The sequence below is a fragment of the Mycobacterium timonense genome (assembly GCF_025821985.1).
In the GTDB taxonomy this organism is placed as follows: domain Bacteria; phylum Actinomycetota; class Actinomycetes; order Mycobacteriales; family Mycobacteriaceae; genus Mycobacterium; species Mycobacterium avium.
Window position 1 is genome coordinate 158732 of sequence record NZ_JACKSY010000038.1, and the last position, 15760, is coordinate 174491.

General features: G+C 70.0%; 8 protein-coding genes. 6 read left to right on the forward strand and 2 right to left on the reverse strand.

The genetic code is table 11. From position 1 onward, the window contains the following. Positions 1-8: 8 nt before the first annotated feature. A complete protein-coding gene (locus H7I87_RS10885; RefSeq protein ID WP_023861388.1) occupies positions 9-1400 on the reverse strand; it encodes a condensation domain-containing protein in 1392 nt (463 codons plus the stop codon). Positions 1401-2452: 1052 nt separating this feature from the next. Between H7I87_RS10885 and H7I87_RS10890 the strand changes: the two genes are divergently transcribed. After that, on the forward strand, positions 2453-3793 hold the full coding sequence (locus H7I87_RS10890; protein WP_023861389.1) for a PPE family protein, SVP subgroup: 1341 nt from the start codon (positions 2453-2455) through the stop codon (positions 3791-3793). A 413-nt stretch (positions 3794-4206) separates the two neighbouring features. Further along, positions 4207-5268, forward strand: coding sequence for a 3-deoxy-7-phosphoheptulonate synthase (locus tag H7I87_RS10895; protein WP_023861390.1), 1062 nt, complete (start codon positions 4207-4209; stop codon positions 5266-5268). A 94-nt stretch (positions 5269-5362) separates the two neighbouring features. Here H7I87_RS10895 and H7I87_RS10900 read toward each other — a convergent pair whose 3' ends face one another. Then, on the reverse strand, positions 5363-7018 hold the full coding sequence (locus tag H7I87_RS10900; protein WP_063967200.1) for a (2,3-dihydroxybenzoyl)adenylate synthase: 1656 nt from the start codon (positions 7016-7018) through the stop codon (positions 5363-5365). 104 nt (positions 7019-7122) lie between these two features. Here H7I87_RS10900 and H7I87_RS10905 point away from each other — a divergent pair, with 104 nt between their 5' ends. Genes H7I87_RS10905 through mbtD form a run of 4 tightly spaced genes read left to right on the forward strand, consistent with a single transcriptional unit; the run spans position 7123 to position 15759 of the window. Then, the gene (locus H7I87_RS10905; protein WP_063967201.1) at positions 7123-10620 is read left to right on the forward strand and encodes a non-ribosomal peptide synthetase; all 3498 of its coding nucleotides are present in this window, start codon (positions 7123-7125) and stop codon (positions 10618-10620) included. A 32-nt stretch (positions 10621-10652) separates the two neighbouring features. After that, positions 10653-11393 carry a thioesterase II family protein gene (locus tag H7I87_RS10910; RefSeq protein ID WP_196766679.1) on the forward strand — a complete coding sequence of 247 codons (741 nt, stop codon included), beginning with the start codon at positions 10653-10655 and terminating at the stop codon, positions 11391-11393. Continuing rightward, positions 11390-12718, forward strand: a complete 1329-nt coding sequence (locus tag H7I87_RS10915) for a beta-ketoacyl [acyl carrier protein] synthase domain-containing protein (protein ID WP_269199250.1) — start codon at positions 11390-11392, stop codon at positions 12716-12718. The genes H7I87_RS10910 and H7I87_RS10915 overlap by 4 nt, the downstream gene beginning before the upstream one ends. Further along, on the forward strand, positions 12715-15759 hold the full coding sequence (gene mbtD, locus H7I87_RS10920; RefSeq protein ID WP_081256531.1) for a mycobactin polyketide synthase MbtD: 3045 nt from the start codon (positions 12715-12717) through the stop codon (positions 15757-15759). The genes H7I87_RS10915 and mbtD overlap by 4 nt, the downstream gene beginning before the upstream one ends. Position 15760 lies beyond the last annotated feature (1 nt).

Below are 15760 nucleotides of genomic sequence, written 5' to 3' on the forward strand. Positions count from 1 at the left end.
GTACTACATCACGCATCGCTGCGCGGTCCGGCGTCGCACACCCGGGCGAACTCGGCACGCATCGTCTCGACATAACGCCGGACGGACCCGCGGGCGACGTCGGTGCCCGGGTAGGCGACCACCAACTGAGTCCTGTCGTGCATGCGATTGACCCACATGCACACCGTCTCCGACAGCCGGTTATCGCCCCATACGCCGGCGCGCAGGCCGTCGAAGTAATCGCCGAACGGCAGCTTACGGATGTCGATGTAGGACAGCATCGGGACGGGACGATCCGGAACCTCGATGGGCGTCGACGACGGGCCGGTGGTCTCGAGCAGGTGGTAGTACGGCACGGCGCCGAGGGCGGCGTTGGCATCGAAAGAGGCCTGGGCGGCACTGACCACCTCGTTGAATGACGCACCGGCGGTCGGAATCGCCAGCGGCACGAAGCTCGCCAGCCAACCGACGGCGGTGGCGTGCGCGGGGTCCCGCCGGTTGTCGAACGGTGTCAGACCGAAATACGTTGCGGCGCCGGTCAACCGGTGTTCAGTCAGCGCAGCGCAGGCGAACACCCCGCCGCTGAACCGCGCACCCGCGGCACGGCACGCGGCCTCGAACCGCCGGCCCTGCTCGTCATCGATCAAGTCGAACACCTCGATGGCCCCCGGTGTATCGGCGTTCGACTCGCCGAGTTCCAGGGGAAACCTGGGTAGGGCCCCGTTGTTGGCCGCGAGAAAGGCGCGCCACGACCGGATCTCGGGCGACTCCTCGTTCAGGCTTCGGGTATAGGCGTGCTGTCTCGCGCTGTATTCGCGATGGCTGGGCGCGGGCGGCAACGCGAAATGCGTCCTTTGCAACGCGGCGAAATACGTTGTCTGGATGTCGAGGAAGATCACGCCGGCCGACATGCCGTCGGCGCGTAGATGGTCGACGGCGATATAGATGGTGAACCGGTCTTGAGCCTGAACGATGCCGAAGGTAAAGCAGTCCCACTGCAACGGGTCGGGCGTATCGAGAAGTAGTTTGCGGATCTGGGGCGGAGCCATCCTTCCGAGATCCGTTGGCGCCAACGTGATCGCCTCCGGTTCGGGAATGACGTAGCGAAGGATTTCGTCGTCGTCGCCGAAGACAAAGCGGTCGTGGTAGGTGTCGTGCCGGCGCAGATGAGTGTTCACCGCCTGCGTCATCGCGTCGATGTCGCAGGTACCGCTGATTTCCCAGGCCCCGATGCACAACCGGGGGATATCACGGCCGCGGCTTACCTGGCGCCGGTAATAGCGCAGATGTTGCGCCTGCTGATAGCTCACCGGGGCGGGGTGGTATTGCGCTTGGGCCGCGCGCCGATAGGTTGCGGCGGTGGGGTACCAGGCTACGACCGTGCCCTCGGCTGTCCAGTCCTCAACCGTGCCCAAAAACATGCGCTAACCCTCATCCGTCAGTGGCGACGCCGGTTCGGATGACCTTAACGGCACCGCGGATGAATTGCTGAGTAAGTCGGGCGCCGGCGCGGTCCGGTTCCGCAGGACCGACAAGTGGCTGACGGTTGCCGTTGACGGCCCCCACGGCGTCAAGCAGCGAAGATAAATGACTCGCCTGCGATCCCGCGGCGCAATCATGAATCCCCCTTCGGGTCGAGTTATCTCCCAGCAAGTTCTCAACCGAATAGGTGCTCGTGTGTGAGGTAGTCGACATCGCGGGTCGGCAGTTCGCGCTTGGATAACACGGAACTACCACGCGAACAAGCATTTATCTCGACGTGATGACCCAACCTGTCGATTCCCACCACAGAGCGAGCGCTATCTTGACGAGACCACATGTGATAGAAAGGCGGGCCTGCCAAAACGGCGCCTCAGTTACCGTATCGTGATGTGTGGCCGTATTGGAATAGTGTCAGTGAAAGATTCCTCGCGCCAATCACGCTGGCAAACAGTCAATCGATTCCCAAAAGTGCCGCGGCAGAGGGTGATACAGCCCGGTTAATACAATGCGCGGCGTGCGAATCCCGGTGCCGCCTGCACGCCGGTAGCAAACTGCGATGCCGGCCGAGTCGACGATGGCGAGCTGCAGGGCTTGCGCCAAGCACCCGCAGCCGGCTCGATCGGTGGCGTGAGCGCCGTCGAAACTCGTGTACCCCAGTGGGTTACGCACCGAGGTGATCCCCCTTGCTCCGGCGGCGTGAATGGTTGGCCAACGGATGGTGACGCTGCAGGGCGCTGTGAGGATGTTCACGTTCCGGCCCGCTGGCGCCGGACCGCGTGCGCAACGGCGTTGGGGCCGCCGACGAAAAGTCCAGCGCAGCAGGGGAAATCTGCGCACGATGACCGCGCGCCGACGCTGCCTCCGCCGAGCTGTGGCCGCGATTGAAAATCTGGCGTGCGTGGTAACAAAAGCAACGTGAGCGAGGCCGGCATGACCCCGGCGTGCCCGATGCCTTCGCAATCCCAAAGGAACCAGATCCCAAAGGAACTCGATGTACTTTGCGGTATTGCCGCCGGAGGTCAACTCCGGCCGCATGTACTCCGGCCCCGGCTCGGGATCGATGCTGGCGGCGGCGTCGGCATGGGACGAGCTGGCCAACGAGCTGCACGTCACGGCCGCCAACATCGAGTCGGTGATCTCGGGGCTCACCAGCGAGCCGTGGCAGGGCCCGTCGGCGGCGGCGGTGACCGCTGCGGCCGCAACACAGGTCGAGTGGCTGACCGCCACCGCCGAGCAGGCGGCGCAGACCGGCGCTCAGCTCAAGGCGGCCGCGACGGCTTACGAGTCGGCCTATGCGATGACGGTGCCACCGTCGGTCGTCGCGGCCAACCGTTCCCGGTTGGCGTCGCTGGTCGCCACCAACCTGCTGGGCCAGAACACGCCGGCGATCGCGGCCACCGAAGTCGCCTACGGCGAAATGTGGGCCCAGGACGTCGCCGCGATGTACGGCTACGCCGGTGCCGCGCAGGCCGCCTCCCGGGTCACGCCGTTCACCCCGCCGCAGCGAACCACCAACGAGGCCGGTATGGGCGCCCAGAACGCCTCGGTCGCCCAGGCCGCCGGCACCTCGGCCGGACACGTCCAGTCGGCGGTGTCGAACAGCAACGCGATGTCCGCCGTGCCCAACGCGCTGCAGAATCTCGCGTCGTCGTCCTCGTCATCCTCGGCGGCATCGGGGCTGAGTGACTTCTCGAGCTTCCTGAACCCGTACAACCTGGTGTCGCTGGGCTCGGCGTTCTTCGGTAACGGCACCGGGCTGATCGGCGTGTCCGGCGCCGCGGGCTTCATTTCCGACGCTGAACACAAGATGACGGAGCCGGGTGCGAAGTCCAAGGCTGTCGCGGCGCCGGAGCGGCTGGAGCCGCCGCCCGGGTCGCGTTCGTCCGGGGCGACGACGGTGTCGGCCGGGATGGGCCGTGCGTCCTCGCTGGGCGGCATGTCGGTTCCGCAGGGCTGGTCCACCGCCGCGCCGGAACTGCGCCTCACCGCGCTGCAAGCGCCCGCCGCCGCTGCCGCGCCGCCGGGCCGCCCGGGTCCGTTCGGCGAGATGCCGCTGTTCGGTGGTGCGCCGCTGATGGGCCTGCCCGGCCGGGGCGCCGCCGATTCCCGCGACGGCCGCTCGTCCGGGGACGCCGGGACCGCCGGGCGAGGGCGACGTGCGGCGGCGTCGCACGGGCCCGCCGGGGCCGCCCGCACCGCGTCGACCGGCACCACCGCGGAGCTTCGCGAAATCACCGATCTGCTCGGCAAACTCGCCGAACTGCGGGCCACCGGAGCGCTGACCGACACCGAATTCGCCGAACAGAAGCAGCGGCTGCTCGGGGCCCGCTGACCAGCGCGGCTCACAGCTCCGCCTGCTGAAAGGGGCCCTGCGGTCGGCGGCGGTGGAGCGATATATCCCCGCGCGGACGCGGGCGCGGTGATGGACCGGCTGCTTATCGCATTACGCAGCAAGGAGATTGGGTAGTCGATGGTCACCCCGGAAGGGCGGGCGGCGGCGGGCGGCGACGGGTTGTCCGGCGCTACTGCCGCACGTGGTATCTTGGCCGGCGTGAAAATCGGCGTGCGCGCGTATTGGCGCTTTATCGTGGCTACGGGTGGGGCCCGCGATACCGCGTCCGGTTGACGCACGCGCACGACCGACACCCGGAGCCCAGCAGTGACCACACGGTCGCTGCTTTTCGTTTTTCAGGGCATCGGGAATCAGCGGGCGTGCCCTGGCGGCACAGAAAGGCACCCACCCCCATGTCCCTCACCGAATGCGCCACCGCGGCCGTCGATACCTCCGATCACCGGATCGTCTCGTTCCGGGAACTGTCGGCGCCGGCCGCGATTCGCGCCGAACTGCCGCTGACGCCCCGGCGCGCCCGGGCGGTCCAGCGCGACCGCGACGACATCGCGGCCATCCTGGCCGGTGCTGACGACCGGCTGCTCCTGGTGGTCGGCCCCTGCTCGGTGCACGATCCGGTCGCCGCGCTCGACTACGCGCGCCGGCTCGCGCCGATCGCCGCCGAGTTCGCGGATCGGCTGAAGATCGTGATGCGCGTCTACTTCGAAAAGCCGCGCACCACCATCGGCTGGAAGGGACTGATCAACGACCCCGCCATGGACGGCAGCTTCGACGTGGAGCGCGGCATCCGCACCGCGCGTGCGCTGCTGCTCGACATCATCGACGTGGGCCTGCCGGTGGGATGTGAATTCCTGGAACCCACCAGCCCGCAGTACATCGCCGACGCCGTCGCGTGGGGCGCGATCGGCGCCCGGACCACCGAATCGCAGGTGCACCGCCAACTGGCGTCGGGGCTGTCGATGCCGATCGGATTCAAGAACGGCACCGACGGTAACGTCCAGGTCGCCATCGACGGTGTCAAGGCCGCGGCGGCGCCGCACCACTTCTTCGGAACCGACGACGTGGGCCGCGCCGCCGTCGTCGAGACCATGGGCAACCCCGACTGCCACGTGATCCTGCGCGGCGGCACCGCCGGACCCAACTACGACGCCGGCTCGGTGGCCGGCGCCATCGAACGGTTAAGTGCGGCAGGGCTTTCCCCGCGGGTGATGGTCGACTGCTCACACGCCAACTCCGCCAAGGACCATGTGCGGCAAGCCGAAGTCGCCGCCGAACTGATCGCCCGCATCGCCGCCGGCGAGCGCGGGATCGGGGGCCTGATGCTGGAAAGCTTCCTGGTGGCCGGTGCCCAACCGCTCGGCGGCGAACTGACCTACGGCCAATCCGTCACCGATGAGTGCATGGATTTTGCGACCACGGCCCGGTTGCTGGCCGGGTTGTACGCGGCGATGGGCTGACCCCGGCGGCCCGATGATCGACTAGCCGTGCCGAACGTGCACGTGCTGCGAAAAAAGGCGCGGAATTTCGCGATGAGCGCACGTTGGGCGACCCTCAGGGACGCCGATTCCGCGCCGATACCTGGTTCGCGATCGCCTTTTTGTCGATCTTGCCGATCGGCGTGGTGGGCAACGACGGCATCGGGGCCAGGACGTCGGGACGGGCGTGCGCGGCCACACCGCGCTCGTCCAGGTAGCCGTTCAACTCCGCGAGTGACAGCGCCGGGCCCTCGAAAACGACAGCAGCACAGATCTTTTCGCCGAGGTAGGGGTCGGGGAGGGGTACTGCGGCGGCCGAGAAGATCGCCGGGTGGCTCAGCATCTGCTCCTCGAGGTCGGCCGCGGAAATCGTCTCGCCGCCACGGCAGATCACGTCCTTGACCCGTCCGGTCACCACCAGGTAGCCATCATCGCGGACCCGGACCAAATCGCCGCTGCGGAAAAAGCCCTGCGCGTCGAAGCAGCGTTGATTGTCGCGTTCGGCCCGGAAATAACCGTTGAACGTGTACGGTCCGCGGACCAGCAGTTCGCCTTCCTGCTCCGGGGCAACGGGATTGCCCGCCGCGTCGACCACCCGCACCTCGTCGGCGGTCGACAACGGCCGCCCCTGGGTGTGCTCGGTGATCTCCGGTGGATCGTCGAGCCGGGTGTAGTTCAGCAGGCCCTCGGCCATCCCGAACACCTGCTGCAGGCCCGGCGTCAACGCGCTGCGGATCAAACGGGCGTCGTCGGCCTCCAACTTGGCGCCGCCGACTTGCAAGAGCCGCAAGGACTTCGGTGGATTGTCCTCCCATTCGCAAGCCTGCGCCCATAGTTTGGCCAGGGCCGGGACCAGGGCGGTCACCGTGACGCCGTGGCGCGCGATGGTGGCAAAGGCCGCCTCGGGGCTCGGGTCGGTGCCGAACACCGTCGTCGCGCCCACCGTCATCGCGCCGAGCAGGCCGGGGCAGGCGAGCGGGAAATTGTGGCCGGCCGACAGCACCGCCAGATAGACGTCGTCGCGGGTGAGCCCGCACAGTTCGGCGCTGGCGGTGGCGTTGAAGACGTAATCGTCGTGGGTGCGCGGGATGAGCTTGGGTGTGCCGGTGGTGCCGCCGGAAACCAGTAGCAGCGCAGGCGATCCCGGATCGACCGGCGTCGCCGGCCGCCCCGCGGGCGCCTGTGCGCACAGCTGCGCCCAGGACAGAAACGGCCCCGGGTCGCCGTCGACGATCACGTGGGCGAGCGCTTCATGCTCCTCGACGAGCCCCGCGGCCATCATTCGATAATCGAAACCCGCTGCGGTGTCGGCGATCAGCAGTGCAGTGGCCTGGCTGACCGCGGCGAAATGCCCAAGCTCGGCGGCGCGGTGGCCGGGCAAGCACATCACCGGGATCGCCCCCACCCGTAACAGCGCGAACAGCGCCACCGCGAACTGGCAGCCGTTCGGCAGCTGCAGCAGCACCCGGTCGCCGGGGGCGATACCCGCGTCCGCCAAACCCGCGGCGGCGCGGTTAGCCTGCTCGTCGAGGCCCGCGTAGCTGAAACCGGTGCCGCCGGAGGCGTCGAGGACGGCGGTTCGGTCGGGCCACCGCCGGGCCGCGTCGATCAGGATCGTGTCCAGGGCTCGCCCCGTCCACAAACCGGCCGCCCGGTAGGCGGCGGCGCGCTCGGCGGGAAACGGCACGAACCCGTCGAGGACTCCGGCCGGCGGCGTGGTGTTGGGGCTCATGGCTCCTCTAAGCGGGCTTCGAACGGGGCTAGTAGCGGGGACGCAGGGAGTAAGGATAGGGTAACCAAATCATTTAAGGGCAGCCTGCTAATTCAGGGAGGTCTATGGTGCACGCCCCGGCACGCTCGGAGGACATCCGGGAAGAGGTGGCTGAACTGCTCGGCGTCGACGTCGATGCAGTTCAGCCGGGTAGCAACCTCATCGGCCAGGGCTTGGACTCGATCCGGATCATGACCCTGGCCGGCCGCTGGCGGCGCCGGGGCATCGCCGTCGACTTCGCCACGCTGGCCGAGACGCCCACCATCGAGGCCTGGGCACAACTGGTCACCGCCGGCCGCCAGGACACCGATTCGGCGGCCCCGCCCGCCGATTCACCCGGGGACCCGTCGGGCGAGAACGAGCCGTTTGCCCTGGCCCCGATGCAGCACGCCATGTGGGTGGGCCGCCAGGACAACCAGCAGCTCGGCGGGGTGGCCGGGCACCTCTACGTGGAGTTCGACGCCGGCCTTCTCGACCCGGGCCGGCTGCGGGCGGCGGCCACCGCGCTGGCCCGTCGCCACCCGATGCTGCGCGTGCGGTTTCTGCCCGACGGCACCCAGCGCATCACCCCGGCGGTGGAATGCGGTGACTTCCCGGTGCACGTCGAGGATCTGCGCGAGCTGGGCACCGACGAGGTCGAGCGGCGGCTCACCGCGCTGCGCGAGGCCAAATCGCACCAGCAGCTCGACGGCGCGGTGCTCGAGCTGACCGTGAGCCTGCTGCCGGGTGGGCGGTCGCGGTTGCACGTCGATCTGGACATGCAAGCCGCCGACGCGATGAGCTATCGCACCCTGATGGCCGATCTGGCGGCGCTATACCGCGGATGCGATCTGCCTGAACTGAGCTACACCTACCGGCAGTACCGCCACGCCGTCGAGGCGCAGGACGCGCAGCCGCAACCGCGCCGGGACGCCGACCGGGACTGGTGGGCACGCCGTCTGCCGGAGCTGCCGGATCCGCCGGCCCTACCGATCACCGCCGGCCGCGGCGCAAACCGCAGCACCCGGCGCTGGCACTGGCTGGATCCGCAGACCCGCGACGCGCTGTTCGCCCGCGCCCAAGCGCGCGGCATCACCCCGGCGATGGCGCTGGCCGCGGGGTTCGCCAACACGCTGGCCCGCTGGTCGTCCAATTCCCGCTTCCTGCTGAATGTTCCGCTGTTCGGGCGCCAGCCCTTGCACCCGGACGTCGACGCGCTGGTCGGCGACTTCACCTCCTCGCTGCTGCTCGACGTCGACCTGGTCGGCGCGCACACCGCGGCGGCGCGCGCTCAGGTGGTGCAGGACGCGATGCGCACGGCCGCCGCCCATTCCGCCTACTCGGGGTTGTCGGTGCTGCGCGACCTGAGCCGTCATCGCGGCACCCAGGTGCTGGCGCCGGTGGTTTTCACCAGTGCGCTGGGACTCGGCGAACTGTTCAGCCCGGAGGTCACCGACCAGTTCGGCACGCCGGCCTGGATCATCTCTCAGGGACCGCAGGTGCTGCTCGACGCCCAGGTCACCGAATTCGACGGCGGCGTGCTGGTGAATTGGGATGTGCGGGAAGGGTTTTTCCCACCCGGGGTGATCGACGCCATGTTCGCCTACCACATCGACGAACTGCTGCGGTTGGCCTCCGCCGACGACGCCTGGGACGCGCCGGGACCCGCGGCGCTGCCCGAGGCGCAGCGCGCCGTGCGCGAGGCGATCAACGGGCGCACCGCGCCGCCCAGCGGAGAAGCCTTGCACGACGGGTTCTTCCGGCAAGCCGAGCGGCAGCCGGATGCGCCCGCGGTGTTCGCCGGTTCCGGCGACCTCAGCTACGCGCAGCTGCGCGATCAGGCCCTGGCGGTCGCGGCGGCGCTGCGCGCGGCCGGCGCCGGCGCCGGGGACACCGTCGCGGTGGTCGGCCCGAAAAGCGCCGAGCAGATCCCGGCGGTGCTGGGCATCCTGTCCGTCGGCGCTGGCTATCTGCCGATCGGGGCCGACCAGCCCCGCGATCGCGCCGAGCGCATCCTGCAATCCGGCCGGGTGAGCCTGGCCCTAGTGTGCGGCGGGCGGCAGCTGTCGCTGCCGGTGCCCGAACTGGTCCTTGCCGACGTGCTGGGCGGCGCTCCCGCGGACGCCGAGATCGCCTGCGCGAGAGTCGATCCCGGCGAGCTCGCCTACGTGTTGTTCACCTCGGGGTCGACCGGAGAGCCGAAGGGCGTCGAAGTCACCCACGATGCCGCGATGAACACCGTGGAATTCATCGGCCGCCACTTCGAGATCGGCCCCGCGGATCGATGCCTAGCCCTGTCGACCCTGGAAGGCGACATCTCGGTGATGGACGTGTTCGTCACGTTGCGCACCGGCGGCGCCATCGTGGTGGTCGACGAGGCGCAGCGGCGTGACCCCGATGCGTGGGCCCGGCTGATCGACGCCCACCGCGTCACGGTGCTGCATTTCATGCCCGGATGGCTGGAGATGCTGGTCGAGGTCGGCCGCGGGCGGCTGTCCTCGGTGCGGGTGGTGCCCACCGGCGGCGACTGGGTGCGGCCCGAGGTGGTGCGCAGGCTGCGGGCCGAAGCGCCCGGCCTGCGGTTCGCCGGCCTCGGCGGTGCGACCGAAACACCGGTGCACAACACGATTTTCGAGGTGACCGAACCGCTCCCGGCGGACTGGACGGCGCTGCCGTTCGGCGTCCCGCTGCCCAACAACGTCTGCCGCGTCGTCGGCGACACCGGCGGTGACTGTCCGGACTGGGTGCCCGGGGAGCTCTGGGTGTCCGGGCGCGGCATCGCCCGCGGTTACCGTGGCCGCCCCGATCTCACCGCGCAGCGCTTCGTCGAGCACGACGGCCGAACCTGGTATCGCACCGGCGATTTGGTTCGCTACCGGCCGGACGGAACCCTCGAATTCGTCGGGCGCGCCGACCACCGCGTCAAGATCAGCGGGTACCGCGTCGAGCTGGGTGAGATCGAGTCCGCGCTGCGGCGGGTGCCCGGGGTGCGCACGGCGGTGGCCGCCCTGATCGCCGGGTCGGGCGAATCCGACGTGCTGGCCGCCCAAGTGGGCACCGACGACCCCGCCCTGACCGGCGAGCAGGTCCGGCAATACCTCGCCGACCTCGTTCCCGCGCACATGATCCCGCGCCACGTCGCGGTGGTGGAGCGGATCGGCTTCACCGCGGCCGGCAAGCTCGATCGCCGGGCCGTGGCACGCGAATTGCACAGCGTCGTCGGACAATCGCGCTCGCCCGGCCACCGCGCGGCGTCCACACCGCTGGAAGGCGCGCTGGCGCTGATCCTGGGCGATCTGCTCGGGCGGGACGACGTCGGCGTGGACGACGACTTCTTCGCGCTCGGCGGTGATTCGGTGCTCGCCACCCAGGCGGTGGCGCGAATCCGGGCCTGGCTGGACGCGCCCGACGTCATGGTCGCCGACATCTTCGCCAACCGGACGGTGTCGGCGCTGGCCGCGGTGCTGCGTGCCGCCGAGGACAACCCCGACTGGCTCGACCACGTCGCCGAGTTGTATCTGGAGGTGATCGGCATGGACGCCGAATCGGTACTGGCGGCTACCCGGCAAACTACGAAATCGTAACCGGTGCAATGACATTGAATAACATCGCCACCATGTCCTCCGCCTTCCCGTCCTGGATCAAGCTGGCCCCGGGCCGCGGCGGCCCGGCGTCCGGGACGGGCGCCACCATAGTGTTCCCGCATGCCGGCGCGGCCGCCGCGAGCTATCGGGTGCTCGCGGCGGCGTTGGCCGCCGGCGCCGACACCTACATCGTGCAGTACCCGCAGCGGGCCGAGCGCCTCGGCGACCCCGCCCACGAGAGCGTGCATGATCTGGCCGCCGGCCTGTTCCGGGCCGCGCCCTGGCCCGGCGTGGCGCCGCTGACGTTGTTCGGGCACAGCCTGGGCGGCGTCGTCGCCTTCGAATTCGCCCGCGTCGCCGAGGCGAACGGAACCCCGGTGCGCAAGCTTTGGGTGTCGGCCGGCCCGCCGCCCTGCGTGGTCGGCGACATGCCCGAACTGCCGACCACCCACGACGGGCTGCTCGCCGACATCGCGGATTTGGGCGGCACCGACCCCGAATTGCTTGCCGACGAAGAATTCTCCGAACTGCTGACCACCGCCGTGCGCGCCGACTACCAAGCCTTCAACGGGTACGACCCCAGCCCCGACGTCCGCATCGGCGCGGACATCCATGTGCTGGGCGGTCATCATGACCACCGCATCGCAACCGGCGTGCTCCGGCAATGGGAGAGGCACACCGCCGGATCCTTTGCCATGTCGCTGTACGACGGCGGCCACTTCTACCTCTACGACCACGTCGAAACGGTCGCGGCGCAGGTGAATGCCGGGTGACGCCGATGTCTGAGAACGGGTTCGATGCCGCCGGCATCGACCCGGTGGTGATCGTGGGGATGGGTGTCGAGGCGCCCGGCGGCATCGAGACCGCCGAAGACTACTGGGAGCTGCTGGCCCACGGCCGCGAGGCGCTGGGCCCGTTCCCCACCGACCGCGGCTGGGCGGTGAGCGAACTGCTCGCCGGATCCCGGCGCAGCGGTTTCAAACAGATTCATGACCGCGGTGGCTTCCTCAGCGGCGCAGCCACTTTCGATCCGGAGTTCTTCGGCATCTCGCCCCGTGAAGCGGTGGTGATGGACCCCCAGCAGCGGGTGGCGCTTCGGGTGGCCTGGCGCGCGCTGGAAAACAGCGGCATCAATCCCGACGACCTCGCCGGAGAGGACGTGGGCTGCTTCGTCGGGGCGTCGGCCACCGGCTACGGACCGGAAATGGCCAGGTTCTCCGAGCACAGCGGTCACCTGCTGGCCGGGACGGCGCTCAGCGTCATCTCCGGCCGGATCGCCTACACGCTGGGATTGACCGGTCCGGCACTGACTGTGGACTCCTCGTGCGCCTCGGCCCTGGTGGCGTTTCACGTGGCGGTGCGAGCGCTGCAGAACGGCGACTGCGACCTGGCCCTGGCCGGCGGGGTCAACGTGCTGGGCTCGCCGGGATTCTTCGTCGAGTTCTCCAAACAACACGCCCTCTCCGACGACGGACACTGCCGCCCGTACAGCGCCCAGGCCAGCGGAACCGTGTGGGCCGAGGGAGCGGCAATGTTTGTGCTGCAACGCAAATCGGCGGCGCTGCGCGCCGGCCGGCGGGTCGTGGCCGAGGTGCGCGCCACCGCGATCAACCAGGACGGGCGCAGCGCCGGGCTCAGCGCGCCCAGCGGCGATGCCCAGGTCCGGCTGTTCCGGCGGGCCCTCGGCGAATCCGGGGTCAAGCCCGCCGAAGTGGGCATGATCGAGGGGCACGGCACCGGAACCAGGCTCGGCGACCGCACCGAGTTGCGCTCGCTGGCACAGACTTACGGCGACACCGAACCCGGCGCCGGTGCCCTGCTGGGGTCGGTGAAATCCAACCTCGGCCACTCGCTGGCCGCGGCCGGCGCGCTGGGCCTGGCCAAGGTGCTGGTCTCCGCCGAACACGGCGCCATCCCGCCCACCCTGCACGCCACCGAAGCCAGCGGCGAAATCGACTGGGAACACCAGGGTTTGCGGTTGGCGCAGGCGTTGACGCCGTGGCCGGCGATCGACGGGCAGCGCACCGCGGCCGCGTCCGCGTTCGGGATCGCGGGCACCAACGCGCACCTGATCGTCTCCATGCCCGAGGTCGCATGATGCCGAACCACGGCCTGCCGGACGGGCGCATCCCGGTGCTGCTCAGTTCCCACGACCCGGAGCTGATCCGCCGGGACGCCGCGGCGATCCTCGAGTATCTCGACCGCATCGGCGAATCGACCGAAGCGACCGGTGCGGTGGCCGCGACCTTGCTGCGGCTGCGGCGGGTGCGCCGGCACCGCGCCCTGCTGCGCGCGGCGGACCGCGCCGAACTCGCCGCCGGACTGGCGGCGATCGCCCGCGGCGAGGAGCACGCGCTGATCACCCGCTCGGCCCGGACGACGCCGCCGCGGATCGCGTTCGTGTTTCCGGGGCAGGGCAATCAATGGCAGGCGATGGGAGCCGACGCCTACCGGCGGCTGCCGGCCTACCGCGAGGCGGCGGATCGGTGCGCGCAGGCGTTCGTCGCCGCCGGGTTCCCTTCCCCGCTCCCGTATCTGGTGAGCCCCGACGACCAGAGCTGGACCCGCCCCGAGATCCAGGGCGCGCAGTTCACCCATGCGGTCGGCCTGGCCGAAGCGTGGCGCTGCTTCGGGGTGCTGCCCGAAATGACCATCGGGCACAGCCTCGGTGAGGTGGCGGCGGCGTATGTCGCCGAGGCGATCTCGCTGCCGGACGCCGTCGCGCTGGTGGTCGCCCGCGCGACCGTCGTCGACCGGTTGACCGGCCGCTACGCGATGGCGGTGCTGGGCACGGGTGCCGCCGACGCCGAGTCGCTGCTGGCCACAACACCCGGCTGGGTGGAGGTTTCGGCGGTCAACGGGCCGGCGTCCACCGTGGTCGCCGGGGACTACGACGCGGTGGCCGCCGCGGTGCGGTCGGCGCAGCAACGGGAGATCTTCGCCCATCAGCTCTTCGTCGACTATCCCGGCCACACCAGCGCACTGAGACCATTGCGCGCCGCGCTGGCCGAGCTGACCCCGCAATCGGCTTTCCGGGTCTCCCCGATACGGTTCATCGGCTCCACCCGCGGCGCCGAGGTGGCGGCGACGACCGACTACGCCAGCTACTGGTATGAAAACCTCTGCAGCACAGTGCGATTCGATTTAGCTGTGCAATGCGCGGCTAGCTTTGGGGCGGATGCCTTCGTGGAGCTCTCGGCGCATCCCTCGCTGCTGTACCCGCTGTCCGGCATCGTCGACGACGAGTCGGCCGTGATCGTCGGCTCGGGGCACCGCGACCGGCCCATCACCGAATCGCTGTCGGCGAGTATGGCCGCCGTCGCGACCGCCGATCCCGGATACCGGTGGTCCGAGACCGTGCCCACCCGCAATCAGCCTGCGCTGCACGGATTCCCGAACGCGCCGATGCGGGCGACCCACCTGTGGGCCGCACCGGACCGCGTCACCGAAGCGGCGCCGCGGCCGAGGCTCACCGTGGCCGTCGAGGATTGGCGGCACACCACGTCCCCGACCACACCGACTGCGGCCGACCTCGGATTCGCCGGTGCGCACCCGATGACCCGGCGGCTCGCCGATGCCGCGGCGGCACAAGGCGGTTGCCGGGTGGTCGCGCCCGGCGAGGCGGAGATCGTGGCCATCGTCGCCCCGGAGCTCGACCAGCTCGACGCCGTCGCCGCCGTCGAGCAGATCGGCGCCCGCGAGGACGCCGGCCTCCCCGATTACCGGGGACTGATCGGTCCGCGATGCCGGGCGGTCTGGCTGCTGACCGTGCGCGCCGAACACGTCGATGGCGATGACGATCAGGCCTGCGTCGCGCAGGCGGCGCTGGCGGCGATGCACCGCAGCATCGGCTTCGAGTTCCCGGACCAGGCCTTCGGGCATGTCGACCTGCCGCACCGCGACGTCGACGCCGCCACCGCGTACGCGATCATCGAGGTTCTGCTCGCGGAGCCGGCCGAGGTTGCGCTGCGCGGCGAGCAGTCGCCGCGACGTCATGTCCGAACCTTCCGCGCGCACCACGAATCCGCCGACCGGCCCCTCGATGACGCCGCCCTGGAGCATGTGGTGATCACCGGCGGCAGCGGCGCCATCGGACTGCACTACGCGCGGTACTGCCTGCAGCGCGGGGCGCGCAACCTCACCCTGTTGAGCCGCAACGGGATCGAGGCGGCCGTGCTGCGTGAACTCACCGGCAGCCACGACGCCCGGGTGTCGGCCCCGCGCTGCGACATCACCGACCGCGCCGCCGTGACCGAGGCCGCCGCCCGATACGCGGGCTCGGGCGCGACGCTGCTGATCCACACCGCGGGCATCGCGCAGGCGCGTTCGCGAACCGATCTCACCGGCGCCGACGTGGCGGCGGTGTGCGCGGCCAAGGTCCGCGGACTGGCGCTGATGGCCGACGTCTGGCCGCTGCGGCCGGACTGCCGAATCCTGGCCTGCTCCTCGGTTTTCGGCGTATGGGGCGGTTACCACCACGCGGCGTACGCGGCCTCCAACCGGATGCTCGACGTGCTGGCAACCCAGCTGCGCGCCCGGGGTCTGGACTGCACGGCCATTCGGTGGGGGCTGTGGCAGGACGCCGGGGTGGTGGCGGGCAGTGAGATCGCCCGCACCGAACGCTCCGGACTGGTGGCGATGGACCCGCGGCGGGCGCTGCAGGCCAGCCTGCACCGGTACGAGTCCGATCCGCTGATCTTCGACGCCGACTTCGACCGGCTGCAGGTGTTCTTCGAAAGCCAGGGAATGCCAATGCCGTTCAGCGATACGCCGGCCCGCGACGACGAAGCGGCCGTCGCCGCCCCGGCGGGCAAACCCCTGGCGGAGCTGGTGCGGGCCGAACTGGCCGCGACGCTGCACCTGGGCGACTCGGTGTCGATCGATCCCAGCGCGTCGCTGATCGACCTCGGCGTGGACTCATTGCTCGCGCTCGATCTGCGCAAGCGGCTGCGCCGCACGGTGGGCAACTCGGTTCCGGTGGCCCGCATGCTCGGCGGCATCACCGTCGCGGAGCTGGTCGACGCGCTGCGCGCCGACGCCACCGGCGGCCCCGTGGTCCCACCAACCATCCAGCGCACCGGCGCCGTCAGCGGTGCGCATCCCTCAAAGCTCGCGATGCTAGAAAGGTTGGACTCCTAGC